Here is a 15,997-nt window from a genome sequence, read left to right as displayed (position 1 = left end):
GCAGATTCCGATCTTGATCATGCGGCATTGATAGTCAGAGAGAAGAAGCAGGCGTGTGATGCGCGCATCACACGCCTGCTTCTTCTCTCTGACTATCAATGCCGCACAGCTATATGCGCTTTTTTGCTTTAGAATCCTTCAGGCAATAACCCAGTTCCTCCGGCTTTTTCTTAAAAAACTTTACCAGTTGTCGAAGATAGCGGGGGCTCGGAGAGGCAATGCCTCTCTCCCAACGGTTCACCAGAAACGGGTGAGAAGCACCAATCTTATCCGCGACATCTTCTTGAGTCAAACCAAGACTTATACGTGCATTTCTCAATAACATATTTGGTACTGCCTGTGTAGTTTTTTTCATACCCAACACATTCCTCTTCCTCTGATCATATGCATTCGCAAATATCATAATACTCACTACAACATCTTTATGTAATTCAAGATCGCTATACTCACCCTACGCTTATACATATATTCTAACATATATATCAAGTAATGCATCGATATACCACACGTTCAACCACTCCATAGTCATCGTTAAAATCCCATAAAAAATTCCGAAAGACCCAAAGCTTAGAAGGAATCTTCATTGGGAATAAGCACCACTTTACCTTGCGCGCGGGCTTTTTCAATAAGTTCGTGGGCTTGCGCGACCCGGCTTAGAGGCAGGCGCGCGGCAATGAGCGGCTTGAGCTGTCCAGCCGCCAGGAGATCGAACAGGGTACGCAGGTCCTCACGGAACCAATCCGGATGATTGTCCTTAAATCCCTGGAAACCAACCACGCTATAGAAGGTGACTCGCTTGCTGCCAGGGAACAATGACCAGAAGGCCAGCTGCAGCACCATGATCAACAGGGTCAACGCCATGGGGAACCCTCCCAGGCTGGAGGAGAAACCATAGGCAACCAGGGTACCGCCCGGTCGCAATGCGCGAAAAGACTGCTGCAGATGGCTCCCTCCGATTGGATCGAAGACGGCATCGACTCCTCCATCGGTAAGCGAGCGGACACGGGCCACCACATCCTCGTGGGTGTAGTCGATGGGGACCGCGCCGAATCTGGTGACGGTTTCATGCTTGGGTGGGGAGGCTGTGCCATACATCTCCAGCCCCGCCAACCTGCCAAGCTGTAGCAGGGCCGTACCGACCCCTCCGGCGGCCCCATAGACGAGCGCACGCTGGCCCGCTTTGACATGGGCAAGGCGATGCAGCATCTGATACGCCGTCAGGTAGTTCAGCACGAGGCAGACCCCCTCGGCTGGATCGACTCCCGCAGGCACGGGTACCAGCTCTTGCTCTGGCAGACAAATATACTGACTATAAGCACCGAAACGCGGCAGCGCGGCCACCATGGTGCCGACCCCATATGTTCTTGCCTGCGCCCCACACTTCTCCACTACCCCGACCAGGTCATATCCCGGCGTAAAAGGGAAGCGGGGCCGACCAGGATATTTCCCATGGCGCATCAGCACGTCGGCGAAGGCCACGCCAGCCGCCAGGATCTTGACGCGCACTTCACCAGGTCGCGGCTCGGGCAAATCTTCTTCGCGCACCTGCAATACATGTGGGGCCCCGCGTCTCATGAGCATCACGCGCTGATACTTCATCGCTCACTACACTCCCATACTTTTCCAACAACAATCACAGCAACTTGATTCTACATCCGCAGGGCCAGAGAAAGCAAAATACACGAGCATCTAAGGCGCAAAAGGAGCTGTTGCGTCCGGCGGGGAGCTGATCGCTACTTCCAGATATGCTTCCTGCCCATTCCAGTTCGTTACAGCCTTCAGTTGCGTACACAATCGCTGCATTCTGGTGATGATGTCCCTGCACTCATCAGTTGTCGCGCGTCTCGCCTGAAAATAGTCGATGATCGTTGGATACAGGCGCAGGCGCGCGATCGTTGCTCCATACAGCTCGATCAGAAATATGGCGCTTTGATCGTTGTGCTCAACTTCATCAACAGCATAGTCGTCGATAAAATTGCCTGCACCATAGATAATGGGCCGATTCTTGTACACCTCGATGCCCCGCACGACATGGCTTGAATGTCCAAAGACGACATCAGCCCCGGCGTCAATCAACGCGTGGGCAAAAAGTTGATGTTTAGGAGGTGGTACATCACCCCAGTTGGGCCCCCAGTGCAGAGAAACGATCAGGCATGCGACGTTCATTTTTGTACGTCGCACAATCTCGAACAGGTAGCGTGCTCGCTCGTCCTGGATCTGCGTGGGGACATACCAGGTCCCCGGGCGTTCTAGAGACGCGGCCCACACTGGCTCGTTGTCTGTACAGGCGATGAAGCCCAGTTTTCTCCCCTGCACTTCCCATATGGCAGGCTCTGATGCCTCGCGTAATGTGGCGCCCGCGCCGACGGCATGAATGCCCGCCTGTTTCAAAGAGCTGATCGTATCGAATAACCCTTCATACTCAAAATCGAGGATATGATTGTTGGCCAGCGAGACCGCATCGATGTGCGCGGCATGAAGTACGGCGACATTTTTTGTATCTGTGCGAAAGTGAAATACTTTCGGCGTCGCGGACCAGGGCCTCCCCTTATCAGAAATAGCACATTCAAGATTGCACAACCGCACATCCGCAGCCTGAAAAAGTGGCAGCGTATCGCCCCATGGATAGATAGGAGATTTCTCTTTAAGGGCATCATTGACGAGTCGTCCGAGCATGACGTCGCCCACGAGCAGCAGTTTCAGTGGCATCGATGACATATGTCTCTCCATCTGTGACACTCCGCGGGGGATACATCCCCGCATCTTCTGACACTCCTATGTACGCGGTTTCGAGAGAATAGGTAGCATAACTACGTCTCAAAAGAGAAACCGTAATTGGTGAGGAATATCTGATGCCGGTTCATCCATCCTGAACCGTACATCGTGAGCGGTGCCATGCTCGTTGCTCTCTCCATGCCCTGCGACAAGGATAGATGGTCCTTCTTCACATCCGGCGTCTTGGGAAACAACAACACCTGTATCTTTCGATACCCTCCGAAGAGTTTGAGGCTTTTCCTTTGGGTGATAGCGTGCTATCAATCGTTGACCGATGACCAGACTGGCATTTCTATCTGCATTGCCCTTCATCCCACATTCAAGGCAAAAGGCTAAGGGCGCACCGGGCATGTACCCTTCTACTGGCTTGCCTGCGTCGTACCGGACAATCAGGTTGTGGCAGCAGGCGCATTCCCGGCTCGTATTCCTTGGGCTGACTCGACTGGTAAGCATACCCATGGTGTATGCCTTATATTTGGCGTAGGTGAAGATACGCCCTTTCATCCAGTAGGCCCGTTTGGTATTACTCCTACTGCTATACGTGCCCTTCGCAGGCCTGAGATTGCCCAGGTGTTCAAACACGAGGATGGTGGCTTGATGCTGTTGGGCAAACTGAACAATGCGTGCACTGATACGATGGGCGCATTTTTCATCAACATGGCGAATCTTTTTCCAGAGGTCACCATTGTCTTGTTGGCCTTCTGCCATGATGCCTGTCCGAGATCGGTTGCGTGCAATACGACCCAACTGTCGCTTCCTAAAGCCAGCTATTCTTTTGCCACCCCTGATGAATTTGGTGGCAAGAATCGTACCTTCGACAGTTTGGACGGTACACACAGCGAGGTTTTCATTAATATTGAGATCTACCGCACACAGTGAGGTGTGTGCATGTGTAGTCATTTGTTTTTCGATGGTTCCGGGGTTGTGAACGTGCCGTTCAATGGGGGTATGCAACCACCAACGGGTCCCTTTGCACACTAAGCAAGGGCTTCCTAGCTCCACATCGACTGGCAGTTGGCGCCCAGTCATACGCACCTTAATCCAACTCCAACATGCCCCCGTCCACACTTTGATCACAATGCTCTGCTTCGTCCGCTCTTTCCACATGCCCTGGTAGAGGATCGCGGCTTTCTGCCAGGAACGTGGAGGAACAGGCGGGCGCTCATGGAATGGCTTCCCTTTGATGCCGGCCTTCTCTTTTCGCTGTTTCCATGAGGTGAGGTGGGTGTGGAAGGAGTGAGCAGAGCCCAATGCCGCATGAATCGCTGCTCGGCGAAAATAGGCAGGGATATCCTCGGCAATCTTGGAAAGAGGCATAACCGGGGAGGGATTCCTTTTGGTGGCATGGGTAAGCGTTTCCAGGATGGTCAGAGCTTCTTTGTTCGAGTGATCCAGCACAATGATATGCGATTGAATCACATCAAAGTAGAAGGAAACAACACGATTGAAAAGAGCCTGATTAGCGGCAAACCAGGTGCCATGGTGGGGCGTAGAGGTCAAGATGTGCTTGATCGTGGTGGTCGCTTTTGCCATCGCTCACTCCTTTCAAGATCATATGTTCTAAAAAGAGATGATACGATATACATGCCTCATGTGTCAAGAAGGAACTATGTGGTCTAGGCTGGTGATATGTAACACAGCCGACCGCTTCCTACAACAAGCCAGATCGCTCAACACGCAAACTTGACGAGCAGTGATACGACCTCCTCTCTGAGGTATTGCTTGCCCAGACCCGCATGCCTGGTCCGAAGAGGCCACGGACGAAAACCTGAGCACGCCTCACCGCACGCCCTTAAGAGGCGGCTTGCGGCTGGCTAAAGCTTTGCTCAAGCATGACAACATATCCTGGCTGGCAACATTCAGTGAAAGTATGTGATCTCGATATTACAATGCCATCACAGGGGCAGGCCACATTGTCACGAGTCGATCTCAGGAGATACCCGGCTATTCACTGCCTGGCACCGCATTCCTCAATCTCTTGCAAAGCAGATAGAAGTTCCAGCGCTGTGTCTGATTGTGATCCCTTTGTGATATGTTTCCTCGCCTGTAAGGAATCCTCTTGTAGAGAAACCGCGTCAGCGAATGTTCCCGATAATCAACTGTGGCAAGCTCTTTACAACTGGGGCGCTACTGTTCAAGCTCTGCATACTCTCTCCGTCTCCTCTTTGTATCCTTTGTAGGAACACATCCTACTCCTGCGGTGATACAATTCCTAGCTGTCGTAAAATGTTTATTTCATCAGGAAGCCCCCAGCGTTCGACGATCATGCCGTCGACCACGCGCAGAACGTTGATCTCGGTGTAAGAAATACGTTTGCCAGACGCGGGTATCCCCATGAACTCCCCTGTGTGCAGAAGCGACCACGATGTCACATCAACGACCTTGTCTTCTTCCGCAACCTGATCCAGGATGGTGACGTGAATCTGAGAAAAGGCTCGATGAAATGCTGGCAACTTGAGCCCTTCGATATCAGGAGTCTGACCTTCAAGAGGGCGGTGATTGATGAATGAAGGCGCCAATATCCTTTCCAGGGCCTGTTCATCTCCTTCATTATATGCCGTAATGGCCGCGTAGAAATTACGAGCGACCGCTTTATTCGTCTCCGTTAGCATAATGGCACTCCTTCTTCTCTGGCGGATGGTACGTAGCGTGTGTGCTTCCGTTTGAGCAACTTCTTCTTCTGATTGTATTCATGTGCTAGCCGTTTCGCATCTGTGAAACGACTGTAATTTGCTCAGCATGCGATAGATAAGATGCGTAGGTAGAATAACGTACGGAGTAGCTCGTGTAGCGCCTAAATTAATTTTCTTTCGACAGCATAACGGGTCGCGGCGCTTCGGGTGGAGACATTAATTTTGGGGTAGATCTTATTGAGATGGGCGTTGACAGTACGAGGGCTTATGCTCAAGCGCGCAGCAATCTCTTTATCGGTAAGACCTTTAGCTAGCAAGCGCAGTATCTCCACTTGCCTCGGAGTTAATTGATCGGGATACATGGATAGATTGAGTGTGGTATCAGGAGCAGACAGGGTGGTGGCCTCCTGTTCGAGAGGAGTTTCGGGGGGAGAGGCCAGCAGAGCTTGCGTTGGAGTCAGCGCGCGTCCTTGAGCCCATATTCTTGCCAGAGTCTCCTCGTTCATGTTCGCACGAAGCTGCATCTTCATATCTCCAACGCGTCGTCGGTCCGCGTCTGAGATCAATCCCCAGCTTGTTTCACGCAATGCCTCGCCAGCGCCTATCAGGATAGCCGCCCACGCTTGCTGACCAGTAATGATCGCAATCGCTCCAACTTCTTCAAGGCTGGTGGCAATTAAGGGCTTTTCGCCCAATTCGATAGCGGTCAGGGATTTCTCTTTATACATTTGCAGCGCGGTTTCATATTCTTTCAGATGGCAGACGATCGATCCCAAAAAATCCAGAGCCTGGATAATCGCTCGACGATCTCCTACCTCTTTTATGAGAGTAAGGGATTGCTCCAGCAATTGTCGGGCTCGCAAGTGGTTCCCTTGCGCCTGCGCCTCTCTGGCCATAAGCGCATATGCTTCAGCAAGATGCCAACGATCCCCCATTTCCTGAAAGATAGGAAAGCTCTGCTCATAGTACGTCTTTACATTTTCGTTATGCCCTTGCAGGAGTTCACAAAATCCCATCGCATTGAGAGCCATAGCATACCCATGTTTATCATCAATCTCCCGGTAGAGCTTTAAGCATACCTGTAGATGTTCTCTCATGGCCGCTATATGCAGTTGAAAAAAGGCTAATAGGGCAGCCGCGTAGTACGCTTTTGCTCTCACTGCCGCCGAAACCATTTCATCCTGGCACATCTTCAATAGCTGCGCAACCTGCTGGTATCCTTCCGCCACATAGCCACGATACGACCAGAATTTCCACAAGGCTGCCGAGAGATCGAGCGCGTTTTCGATCTCATTTCGTTCTACCAGCCAGGTGAAAACCGCGCGGAAATTGTTCTGTTCCCGGTCGAGTATATCCAGCCCCTGTAACTGTGCCGCGCCAATCAGTTGTGGCTCTATCTCCTTCGCGAGATGAATAAAATACGCAGTATACGCCTGTACGATATCGTTCATTTCCCTCTCAACATTGATGCACTCCCGACCATAGGCACGGATCACCTGCAGCATTCTAAAATGCGTGGGATCTGCTGAGCCCTCGGAAGGGGCAATCACGAGCCGATGATTCGTCAGTACGGCCAGCGCTGGCACTATCGTATGGCTTTTTTCGCCAAGTCTCTCGTAGAGATCTTCCAGGGCTTCCAACGTCGCACCCCCCGCAAAGATTGCCAGTCGGCGGAACAGGCGCTGTTCCTGGGGCTGGAGAAGAGAATAGCTGCGGTCAATTGTTTTGCTCCAGGTACGCTGGCGCTCCGGCACATCTTGTTCTTCATTGACCAGGATATGCAATGGGTGCTGCTCCAGGTATTTGATCAGCATCCTGGGCGGGAAGAGCTGCATACCCGTGGTCGCGGCAAGCTCCAGCGCCAGTGGAATCCCTTCAAGGTGGGTACAAATCTGCGCGATATAGCCCGCATTCTCTGAAGTAAGCTGAAACTGTGGCAGGTGTGTTCGTGTACAGGCGAGGAAGAGGGCCACAGCAGGGTTATACGCAAGCACTTCGGGGTCATATGGGTCCGCGTAGTCTGGTAGATCGAGCGGAAAGAGAGGAAATTGCTGTTCACCACGTACTTTCAAACCTGCGCGACTCACCACCAGGATAGTAATTCCAGGGCACGCATCTAAAATACGAGGTAAGAACGAGGCCGCAGGACGAAGATGCTCAAAGGTATCGAGTAACAACAGCATGTGTGTCTCATGAAGAAAAGAACAGAGCGTTTCGAAATCAGAGCTTGCAGGGTCCTCGGTAATACCCAGTGTGCGCAGTATCGTCGAGAGAACGAGGGTATGATCGAAGAGACTATCCAGAAAAACGGCACCAACACCATCGGGAAAAGAAGACTGTAGAGCAGAGGCCACATGTAAAGCGAACTGCGTCTTCCCAACGCCTACCGTTCCCACGATAGTAAACAGACGGCTGCTTCTCAACGCGAACAATTCAAGGAAACGCTCTATATCACGTTGACGGCCAATAAGCCTCTTCAGTGGTCCGGGTATATGCTTTGTACCTGCCTTCTCGTTCGCAGAAGGATTATTCCAGGTAGACGATGAATCGCGGGCGGCCATCACATCTCCACATGTCATCTATTTTTGCGTCATTTACTATCAGTGTAAGTATAACATATAAATTGATCGATCTGTACAATATAAAAGAGCTGGCGTAAGTAATTGTTTTGCAGGCTAGAATATCAATTTAAATCGACCTTTGCACCTAATAAGCGGGCTAGTTGGTGCTGGCAACTAAAAAACGGGCGCTCACCCTTACTGTATATATTCTCTATAAACACTCTTCTAACATTTCTTTTAACATATAGATGATGTATACTACATTGTGTATCTTATCAAGGTATAGATGCTCTCTCAACTCGGCATAGGCAGGAGCTTTGGAAAAAAAAGTAAAGGACGCAATCATATTTATGGAATCGCTTACCAGAACGAAAGGAAACACATCATTACCCTTACCCCCCATCGTATCTGGCGCCCCCATATTGGGTAATGCCCGTGACATGGTGAAGGACCCTTTGATATTCATGCTGCGGGCATATTCACAGTATGGCCCGATCTTTCGCGTACGGGCGCTCCACCTGGAATACACGATCATTGCTGGCCTTGAGGCCAACAAATTCCTGGCGCGCGAGGGCGACAGATATCTTACCGTCAAAAAAGTCTATTCGGGTGTTGCGACCGGCCTGCAATCTAATAATTTTATTCTGAATCACGATGGTAAGAAGCATCGCGAGCTGCGCGGCATTCTCAGACGTGGCTATTCTAAGACCGCTGTGATTCCCTCGGTACCACTGATTATTCGGCTAACGCAAGAGATGGCACGTGACTGGAAAAAAGGTGAACGTGTATTTGTCGTTCCCGCCCTCAAACGTCTGATCACAAAGCAGCTTGGCCAGGTACTCTTGCAGTACGATCCAGAAGGCTATTTTGAGGATCTTCAGAAGTTTTTTACCACTACAGCGGAAACCACCGTCTCCAATCAATTACCTGAATTCGTCCTCAAGCTCCCCTCTTTCCGCCATACTCAAACTCGTGTATTCGGCCTCATTGATAAGGTAATGGCTGCCCGAGCCGCTACCCCACCTGATCCCGCACGACGTACCCTCATCGATGATGTGCTGGCTGCGGTTGATGATCAAGGGCAGCCGTATCCGCCCGATCTCCTACGCGCGGCCATTATCGGCACCTATATCGCCGGTATCGACACGGTAGCCTTAACCTGCAGTTTCGCCGTGTACGCTTTGTTGAAACATCCAAATGTATGGGAACGCGTCGTAGCCGAAGTGCGCCCGATCTTTCAGCGTACCTCTAATCCCACTATGGAGGATCTGAAAGAGATGAAGGTGCTGCACGCCGCCCTGCTGGAGAACTTTCGCTACTATCCCGTGGGTCCCGGTGCTCCCCGCACGGCGGCAGAGGATTTTGAATTTGGCGGCTATCGTATCGCGAAAGGCTCAAATGTGCTGGTCGGAACGGGTGTAACGCACTTTCAGCCTCAGTTCTTCCCTGACCCATTCACCTTCGACATTGATCGCTACCTTGAGCCGCGCCATGAGCAACGCCAGCCCAACATCTTCGTCCCATTTACCGTTGGAGAACACACCTGCCTGGGAGCGGGCATGGCTGAAATCCAGGTTATGGCCACGATCGCGGCCCTGGTGAACGAACTGGATCTCACCCTTGATCCACCCAACTACGAGGTCCGCTATAAAACCGCCCCCAGCCGAGGTCCAAAGCATGACCTGGCCGTGCGCGTTCAATAATGTCCCCTCACCTGAAGACAGGCACACGCTGAACGAATCGTGATCGCTGGTCGCGTGTGCCTGATCGAACGTCTGGATCAACATCTCTAGCTCAGATAATGTGTTATAGTACAGATGAAGCAATTGATCCCTACTTTTTTGAGGGTACGAACATTGTATGGAATCAAATGTTGCCTTCTGATACCATATCTGGAGCAGCGAAGGGCAGCAACGAAATCTGGAAAGCGAGTTCGCGTAAGTATATGGATCCACATTGGCCTCACCACGCTCCTGCAAAAAATCCTTTTCACTTCCCCGTTTTACCAGCAGGAGCCGGTTCACATATCTCTCTTGCCGGCATCCAACCGGATGCGGGCATAAAAATCATTCAAGATATCATTGCCTCAGCTACCAAATCGCTTTGGATTGAAATGTATCTATTCGACAACGACCATGTGGCGCAGATGCTGCTCAGGCAGAAGGCGGCCCATCCCGGACTGGATCTCCGTCTGCTGTGCCATCAACCAGACCTGCCACCCAGCCTTGATTCCAACGGCACACGGCGTTTCCCAGCCTGGGTCGCACCTAATAGAGCGATTCGCACTGACGGTCAACCCGTCTCCGTCCATCACGCTAAATTTATCCTTGTCGATGCAGATGTGCCAGGGAAGGCCAAAGCCTACATCATGACCGCCAATTTTACCGCGCAGGCTCTTGGTGGCAACCATGCGGGCTACGCCAATCGCGAATACATCATCTGCGATACTGATCCCCATGACATCGCGCTGCTCAAAGCGATCTTCCTGGCGGATCAAGCCGGTCGCCCGCTCCCCGCGATACCCGAGACATCCAATCTCATTGTCTCTGACATCAACGCGCTTTCATTGTTGCCGCTATTGCTGCGAACCGCCAAACACAGCCTGGCGATCCAGGTAGAATATCTCAACGACCCGCCCGGTCAAGGCGCGCTCAACCTGAAACAGATCCTTCTACACTCGGCCCAAAGTGGGGTTGCGGTCCAGTTGATGTTGCCTCCGCTTTCACCCCAGCCACTGGGCGCCCCATCGGCTGATAACAACGAAACCTATCGTATCCTGAGCCCTGCCGTCGCGGTCAATGTGACGCCGCCATATTTCATGCACGCTAAAATGATCATCGTTGATCGGCATCTCGCGTTTGTCGGTTCACAGAATCTCAGCCACCAATCGCTGCACTACAGCCGTGAGGTTGGTATCCTGATCTCAAATGCAAACGTCGTATCACACCTGCTTACAACATTCAATGCCGATTGGAAGCACGCGCAGGCACAGGCAGCAAAAGTCCATCACCGCCATTTATAGAATGGATGCTTGATGCCCGATTGTCTCTGATGGCTGGAAAGTGGAAGCCGCGTATTTTATGGAAATCGTATCGCTGAAGATTGCCGTCACTCCGATCAATAGCGGCAATCTTCGTTCACTACGCGGCATGGGCCTGTCTAGTCGAGCTTTGTATAGGTGACGTCGAAGTCGTGCTCCCACGTAGAACCATCATGTGATTTCTCCCAATAGGCGGTGATGGTCTGGCCGTCCTGGCTTACTGTACCCTCATACCGTTGCCAGAAGCCTGGTGCTTCCCTCCACATCTTCCACACACCTTCAGAGAAGCTCATCGCATAAATTCTCGAAACACTTCGCGAGTCATAGTAAAGTACTGTATAGTTCAGGGCCGATTCATCTCGACCAATGAGCCAGAGAGCGGCGGGAGCACCTGGGGGTTCGTCGCCCATGCGCATCAGCAGAAAAGCGCCGTCCTGCGCCCATTCGAAAGAGACTGATCCTTTTACCATATCGGATGGGCGAGGAAGAAAAGATGCATTGGATAGTTCCATTGCCCAATCACCAATGAATCCTTTGAGGGATGCGAGCGCAGGGTTGGGCCCAGACGCAGTTGTCTTCGTTTGCGCATGAGTAAATTCATCTGTCATACAGGTTTTTCCTTTTCACTTCCGACCCCAGTCCTTCGGCCCCTTAAACGGTGCCTGGACCAATAGGGAGGGCCCAGACGATTCTGGACCCTGTAGTTTAGTAATAGGTAATATCCCAGTGGGAGCCTTCATCGGCGTAACGGTTTCCAGAGACGTCGTCATACATTGGTGCTCCATCGCTGCGCAGCCCTTTGTAGGTGAAGTGGTTGTGGATATAGTTCGTCACACAGGTCGTATGTGAAACATCCACTTTGTAACCGTTCCAGTGGGAGTAGATGCCACTGGCGTGTCCTGTTTCAGTGCCGCCGGTGATGGTGATCGCGCACCCGCTTGCGTTCTTGAACGCGATAACCCCATTAATGGTACCTCGTCGGATCTGGTCAAGCGAGGTACACGTTGAATTATTGCGGTCAGTACAGCCGCCCGAGGATGTAACGCTGATGCCCGCATTACTGAGCATGCTCGCAGCCTGGCTCTGCGTGAGTTTGTCTCCGTCACTCCCACCACTTCCGCTGCCACCAACCAACCGGCTCCAGGTGTCGAGTCCCGCGACGCCATCGGCGCTCAAGCCCTGGCTGCTCTGAAAGCTCTTCACCGCCGATTCGGTTGCCGGGCCGAAAGCGCCATCGACAGTCAGGCTGGAGCCATGTGCGTTCAACTGGCGTTGCAAGGCTGTGACTGCATTTCCGTTACTACCATTCTGAGTCGTCACAATCAGCTTTTCCCAGGTTTGTGGACCCACAATGCCATCCGCCGATAAACCATTGTTGCTCTGAAAGCTCTTCACGACAGAGGTTGTAGCGGGGCCAAATTGTCCATCGACCGTCAGGCTATATCCACGCTGTACAAGCATATACTGAATGGAGCGAACATTCTCCCCGCTCGCACCAGACTGATAGGTTGGCCAGGTGCGCGCGGCATGTACCGTTTGAACGGCACCAAACAGCACCACGACCATGGCTGCGACAAATAGAGGAGAAACACGCAAAAAGAGGGATAGAGATTTTCGCATTTCCTTGCTCTCTTTCTCTACATAAATAGACGGGGATACATCCATGTACCTGCGTATCCTGTATGCCTCCCCAGGCAAAGCAGGACATAAAAGATGGAGTCGCGATGCGTTGGGAAGATAGCTACACTCATTCCCAGGAGGGCATTGATATCCACCTATCAACAATAAGCATAATCAACTTTATTGCTGAAAATCAAGGTTCTGATCATCGTCTCGTCATCCAATTCATTATTTCTTTTTTCATTTTCATAGTGACTTCAATTAGGATTTAAGTCACTCGGTTTATGTATGCATATATAAATTTTGTATAATAATAACCTATTGGAGGTCCTCTATGAAAAATATCAATCCATCTCGTTCTGCCTTTGCGCCATTCCTCATTTTTTGTCTCGCCTGTACTGTCCGAGTACTCTATAATGTGACTGTCGCCAAAGGATATGCCCCACTCTTTGATGCCCAAAATTATCGCAATATCGGGTTAAACATGCTTTATCTGCACCACTATTGTCCTCCAAATCAACAACAAACGCTCGGCTGCCTGGCGGGACGTGCTCCATTATGGCCAGCCATAATTGCAGTACTCGCCTGGATCTTCGGACCTTCCACACTCTACCCACGCCTCTTTTTTTGCCTTGTTGGTTCAGGCACATGTACCATGCTCTATTTTTTTGCTCGTGACCTGTGGGGAAAGCGGATTGCACTCATTACCGGTCTGCTAGCGGCTGTATATGTGGGATTATTTTTGTATGACGGCTGGCTGTATACCGAATCCCTATTTACCTTTTTACAACTAGTCTTTTGTTATGCTCTCTTCCGCTTTCAATGCACACAGCATTACCGTTGGGCTGTGATCAGTGGTATTACTATTGCTCTGGCATCTCTCACACGCCCAAATGGAGTTGCTCTGATCGTATTTGTCGTGGTCTGGGCTGCCTTGCTGCTCTGGAAACATCGCTTCTCCCGGCGACAGGCCCTCACTGTCACACTAGTCAATGGTCTCCTCGCAGTGTCACTCATCGCTCCCTGGACAATACGAAACTACGAGGCCACTCATCAATTTATTCCTGTTGCGGTTGGCAGCGGGGCAGTCCTGTCAGGTTCATATAATGATACAGCACTGCATCCTAATGCAAAAAACGATACCTCATGGATGCCTGCCAATAGCCCAATGAAACAAAGTATGTGGATCAATCTCCAGGATCGTGGCCTCTGGGTGTCCACCACCCAGACAAAACCACTCTTAGATTTAGAGCACCATTCGGATACCGATGCTTATCGCACATCCCGTGCAGTGGATTGGATACGACATCATCTCTCTTCGATGCCATACCTCCTTAGTTTGCACTTTGTGAACACCTGGATTCCATACACCTCAGAAAATGGCTTACCAATGGTACAATTTCCAACGCGTATCTCTTCAATCATTGTGTGGGATATGCTCTGGTATATCTACCCAATTATTTTACTTCTAGCCACGCTTGGATTGATCATGACCTGGAAACGCTGGAAACAAGAGCTCCTTGTGGTTTATCTCTGCCTGCTCCTCACGGTGGGACTTAATATTGCGCTCTATGGAAGTTCACGCTTTCGAGCTCCAATCGAACCCTTCCTCATCCTCTTAACGGGTGGATGTATCTGGTGGTGTAAACACCACCTACTTACCTCATGGCGCTTTAGACCTGGCCCGCTTTCGCAGAGTGCCCACAGTTTAAGAGATGAGCAAGAGGAAATACATAAATCTGAAATCAATTTATAGTTTTCTGACAGCTAGCATAGAACAAGATCCTGACAATCCTAAGGCGTGGCTTTATCACCATTATGGACCTGGTGACAACATTGATCTAGTCAGCATTGATGTACATTGAGGACGTAGTCCCTTCGCCCAACCCAACGAAACGGTATAACCCGAACGCCATCATGTTCGCCTGCATCCACAAGAGGCAACCCATCAAACCCACGCGGTACTCAACGAGATCTGGCAGTTCGTAACATTTGCATCCATAGGTGTTCGGCCAGGTGGTCAAATTTGGCCAAAAAATTGTTTCATCTCTTTTTATTTGTTAGCATCATACTATGCAACCATTATGGAAACATCGCAATTATATGCTTTTGTCAGCTGGCCAGGGAATATCATGGCTAGGGACTGAAATATCTGGAATAGCTATGCCTCTTATTGTTCTTGCGTTAACAGGATCAGCAGCATTAGCCGGAACAATCGCAGCAATGAGAGGGATAACGTATGTACTTCTTTCTCTACCAGCAGGCTATGCTCTGGATCGAGGAAACAGAAGAAATATCATGATTATAAGTAACCTGGGAAGTGGTTTGGCGATGTTTATGGTGTTTCTTGCTCTATTATTTAAGCACCTCTCTATACCTGAGCTTTTTATCCTCTATGGGATCGAAGGGAGCTGTTTTGTCTTTGCAAATATTGGGCGTTTTTCATCACTGCGATTTATCGTTCCTAACGAACAATTACATGCAGCAATTGCGCAAGATAGCGCAGTAGGACAGTTTGCACAAATGGTAGGACCATCCTTTGGAGGATTCCTCTATCAAACGGTTGGCCCAATGATTTCTTTCCTGGCGGACGCCCTGTCTTATGTTATAAATGCAATTGCACTTTCTTTTGTCAATAACTCACTGTCTCTTGAAAAAAAAGAACCAGATGAAGGACTAAGAAAAGGGTTAAAAGAAGCTGCTGCATGGTTATGGGGCCAGCAACTGTATCGTGTCTATTTATGTATGTCTTGGATTCGCATCATAGTTGTCGAAGCGGTATCTCTTCTCGTGATTATACTAGCAAAGCAGTTCCATGCTTCAGCGGGATTTATTGGTATTATTCTGGCAATTAGCGCAGCATCAGGAGTCATTGGATCAATCGTTGCCGGCAAATTTGCAAGAAAATACAATCGTTTCACTGCATTAGTAGTAACAGGCATTATCAGCACAGCAATATTTATGTTGTATTTTATTGCGTCCAATCTTGTTACATTAACCATCATTACCGCAATACTTTTTGCCCTCTTCCCGAGTTATTACATTATTTGCGCAGGAATAATAGGGAAAATACCTCATCATATTCAAGGAAGAGTCACCAGCATCACCCGCTCAGGTGATTTTATCTGCTATTCGCTTGGATTGACATTGATGGGATTTACCGTCCAATTTTTAGGAGACAAGTGGACAATCAGTATTTTCTCCCTATTGCTTTTCGTATTTCTGATGATAATGATTTCGAACAAGAAGCTTCTAGATGCCATCCCGAGTGCCGTGTAACGGTATCTCCCTAGTATATCCTCTCGCCTCGCCTTGGAATGCGTAACACATCGCGGAGTGACGTGGAAACGCTAGCCGCAAGACCACCT

At 50.3% G+C, this 15,997-nt stretch carries 12 protein-coding genes; 4 read left to right on the top strand and 8 right to left on the bottom strand.

Annotation, left to right across the window (positions count from 1 at the left end):
- Nucleotides 1–109: 109 nt before the first annotated feature.
- The 6 genes from AABA21_RS29550 to AABA21_RS29525 form a co-directional block, all read right to left on the bottom strand.
- Nucleotides 110–355, bottom strand: a complete 246-nt coding sequence (locus tag AABA21_RS29550) for a helix-turn-helix domain-containing protein (protein ID WP_338255758.1) — start codon at nt 353–355, stop codon at nt 110–112.
- A gap of 212 nt (nt 356–567) precedes the next feature.
- On the bottom strand, nt 568–1,599 hold the full coding sequence (locus AABA21_RS29545; protein WP_338255756.1) for a medium chain dehydrogenase/reductase family protein: 1,032 nt from the start codon (nt 1,597–1,599) through the stop codon (nt 568–570).
- Between the two features lie 90 nt (nt 1,600–1,689).
- Nucleotides 1,690–2,703, bottom strand: coding sequence for a CapA family protein (locus tag AABA21_RS29540; RefSeq protein WP_420917229.1), 1,014 nt, complete (start codon nt 2,701–2,703; stop codon nt 1,690–1,692).
- Nucleotides 2,704–2,817: 114 nt separating this feature from the next.
- Nucleotides 2,818–4,308, bottom strand: coding sequence for a zinc ribbon domain-containing protein (locus tag AABA21_RS29535; protein WP_338255752.1), 1,491 nt, complete (start codon nt 4,306–4,308; stop codon nt 2,818–2,820).
- A 656-nt stretch (nt 4,309–4,964) separates the two neighbouring features.
- Nucleotides 4,965–5,387, bottom strand: a complete 423-nt coding sequence (locus tag AABA21_RS29530) for an ester cyclase (protein ID WP_338255750.1) — start codon at nt 5,385–5,387, stop codon at nt 4,965–4,967.
- Between the two features lie 182 nt (nt 5,388–5,569).
- Nucleotides 5,570–7,987: a LuxR C-terminal-related transcriptional regulator gene (locus AABA21_RS29525; RefSeq protein ID WP_338255748.1), complete on the bottom strand. Its 2,418-nt coding sequence runs from the start codon at nt 7,985–7,987 to the stop codon at nt 5,570–5,572.
- A gap of 332 nt (nt 7,988–8,319) precedes the next feature.
- On the opposite strand from AABA21_RS29525, the gene AABA21_RS29520 reads away from it, so the two are divergent.
- Entirely contained in the window at nt 8,320–9,672 is a 1,353-nt protein-coding gene (locus AABA21_RS29520) for a cytochrome P450 (protein ID WP_338255747.1), read from the top strand.
- 242 nt (nt 9,673–9,914) lie between these two features.
- On the top strand, nt 9,915–10,991 hold the full coding sequence (locus tag AABA21_RS29515; protein WP_338255746.1) for a phospholipase D-like domain-containing protein: 1,077 nt from the start codon (nt 9,915–9,917) through the stop codon (nt 10,989–10,991).
- A gap of 137 nt (nt 10,992–11,128) precedes the next feature.
- Here AABA21_RS29515 and AABA21_RS29510 read toward each other — a convergent pair whose 3' ends face one another.
- The gene (locus AABA21_RS29510; RefSeq protein ID WP_338255745.1) at nt 11,129–11,617 is read right to left on the bottom strand and encodes a hypothetical protein; all 489 of its coding nucleotides are present in this window, start codon (nt 11,615–11,617) and stop codon (nt 11,129–11,131) included.
- A 97-nt stretch (nt 11,618–11,714) separates the two neighbouring features.
- On the bottom strand, nt 11,715–12,629 hold the full coding sequence (locus AABA21_RS29505) for a peptidoglycan-binding domain-containing protein (protein WP_338255744.1): 915 nt from the start codon (nt 12,627–12,629) through the stop codon (nt 11,715–11,717).
- A gap of 334 nt (nt 12,630–12,963) precedes the next feature.
- Here AABA21_RS29505 and AABA21_RS29500 point away from each other — a divergent pair, with 334 nt between their 5' ends.
- Together AABA21_RS29500 and AABA21_RS29495 are read left to right on the top strand one after the other, a co-directional pair.
- On the top strand, nt 12,964–14,385 hold the full coding sequence (locus AABA21_RS29500; RefSeq protein WP_338255743.1) for an ArnT family glycosyltransferase: 1,422 nt from the start codon (nt 12,964–12,966) through the stop codon (nt 14,383–14,385).
- A gap of 317 nt (nt 14,386–14,702) precedes the next feature.
- Entirely contained in the window at nt 14,703–15,908 is a 1,206-nt protein-coding gene (locus AABA21_RS29495) for an MFS transporter (RefSeq protein ID WP_338255742.1), read from the top strand.
- Nucleotides 15,909–15,997: the final 89 nt, after the last annotated feature.

The organism is Dictyobacter halimunensis, assembly GCF_036245075.1.
The sequence above is the reverse complement of the archived record's forward strand: the minus strand, read 5'-3'. Positions and strand labels throughout refer to the sequence as shown.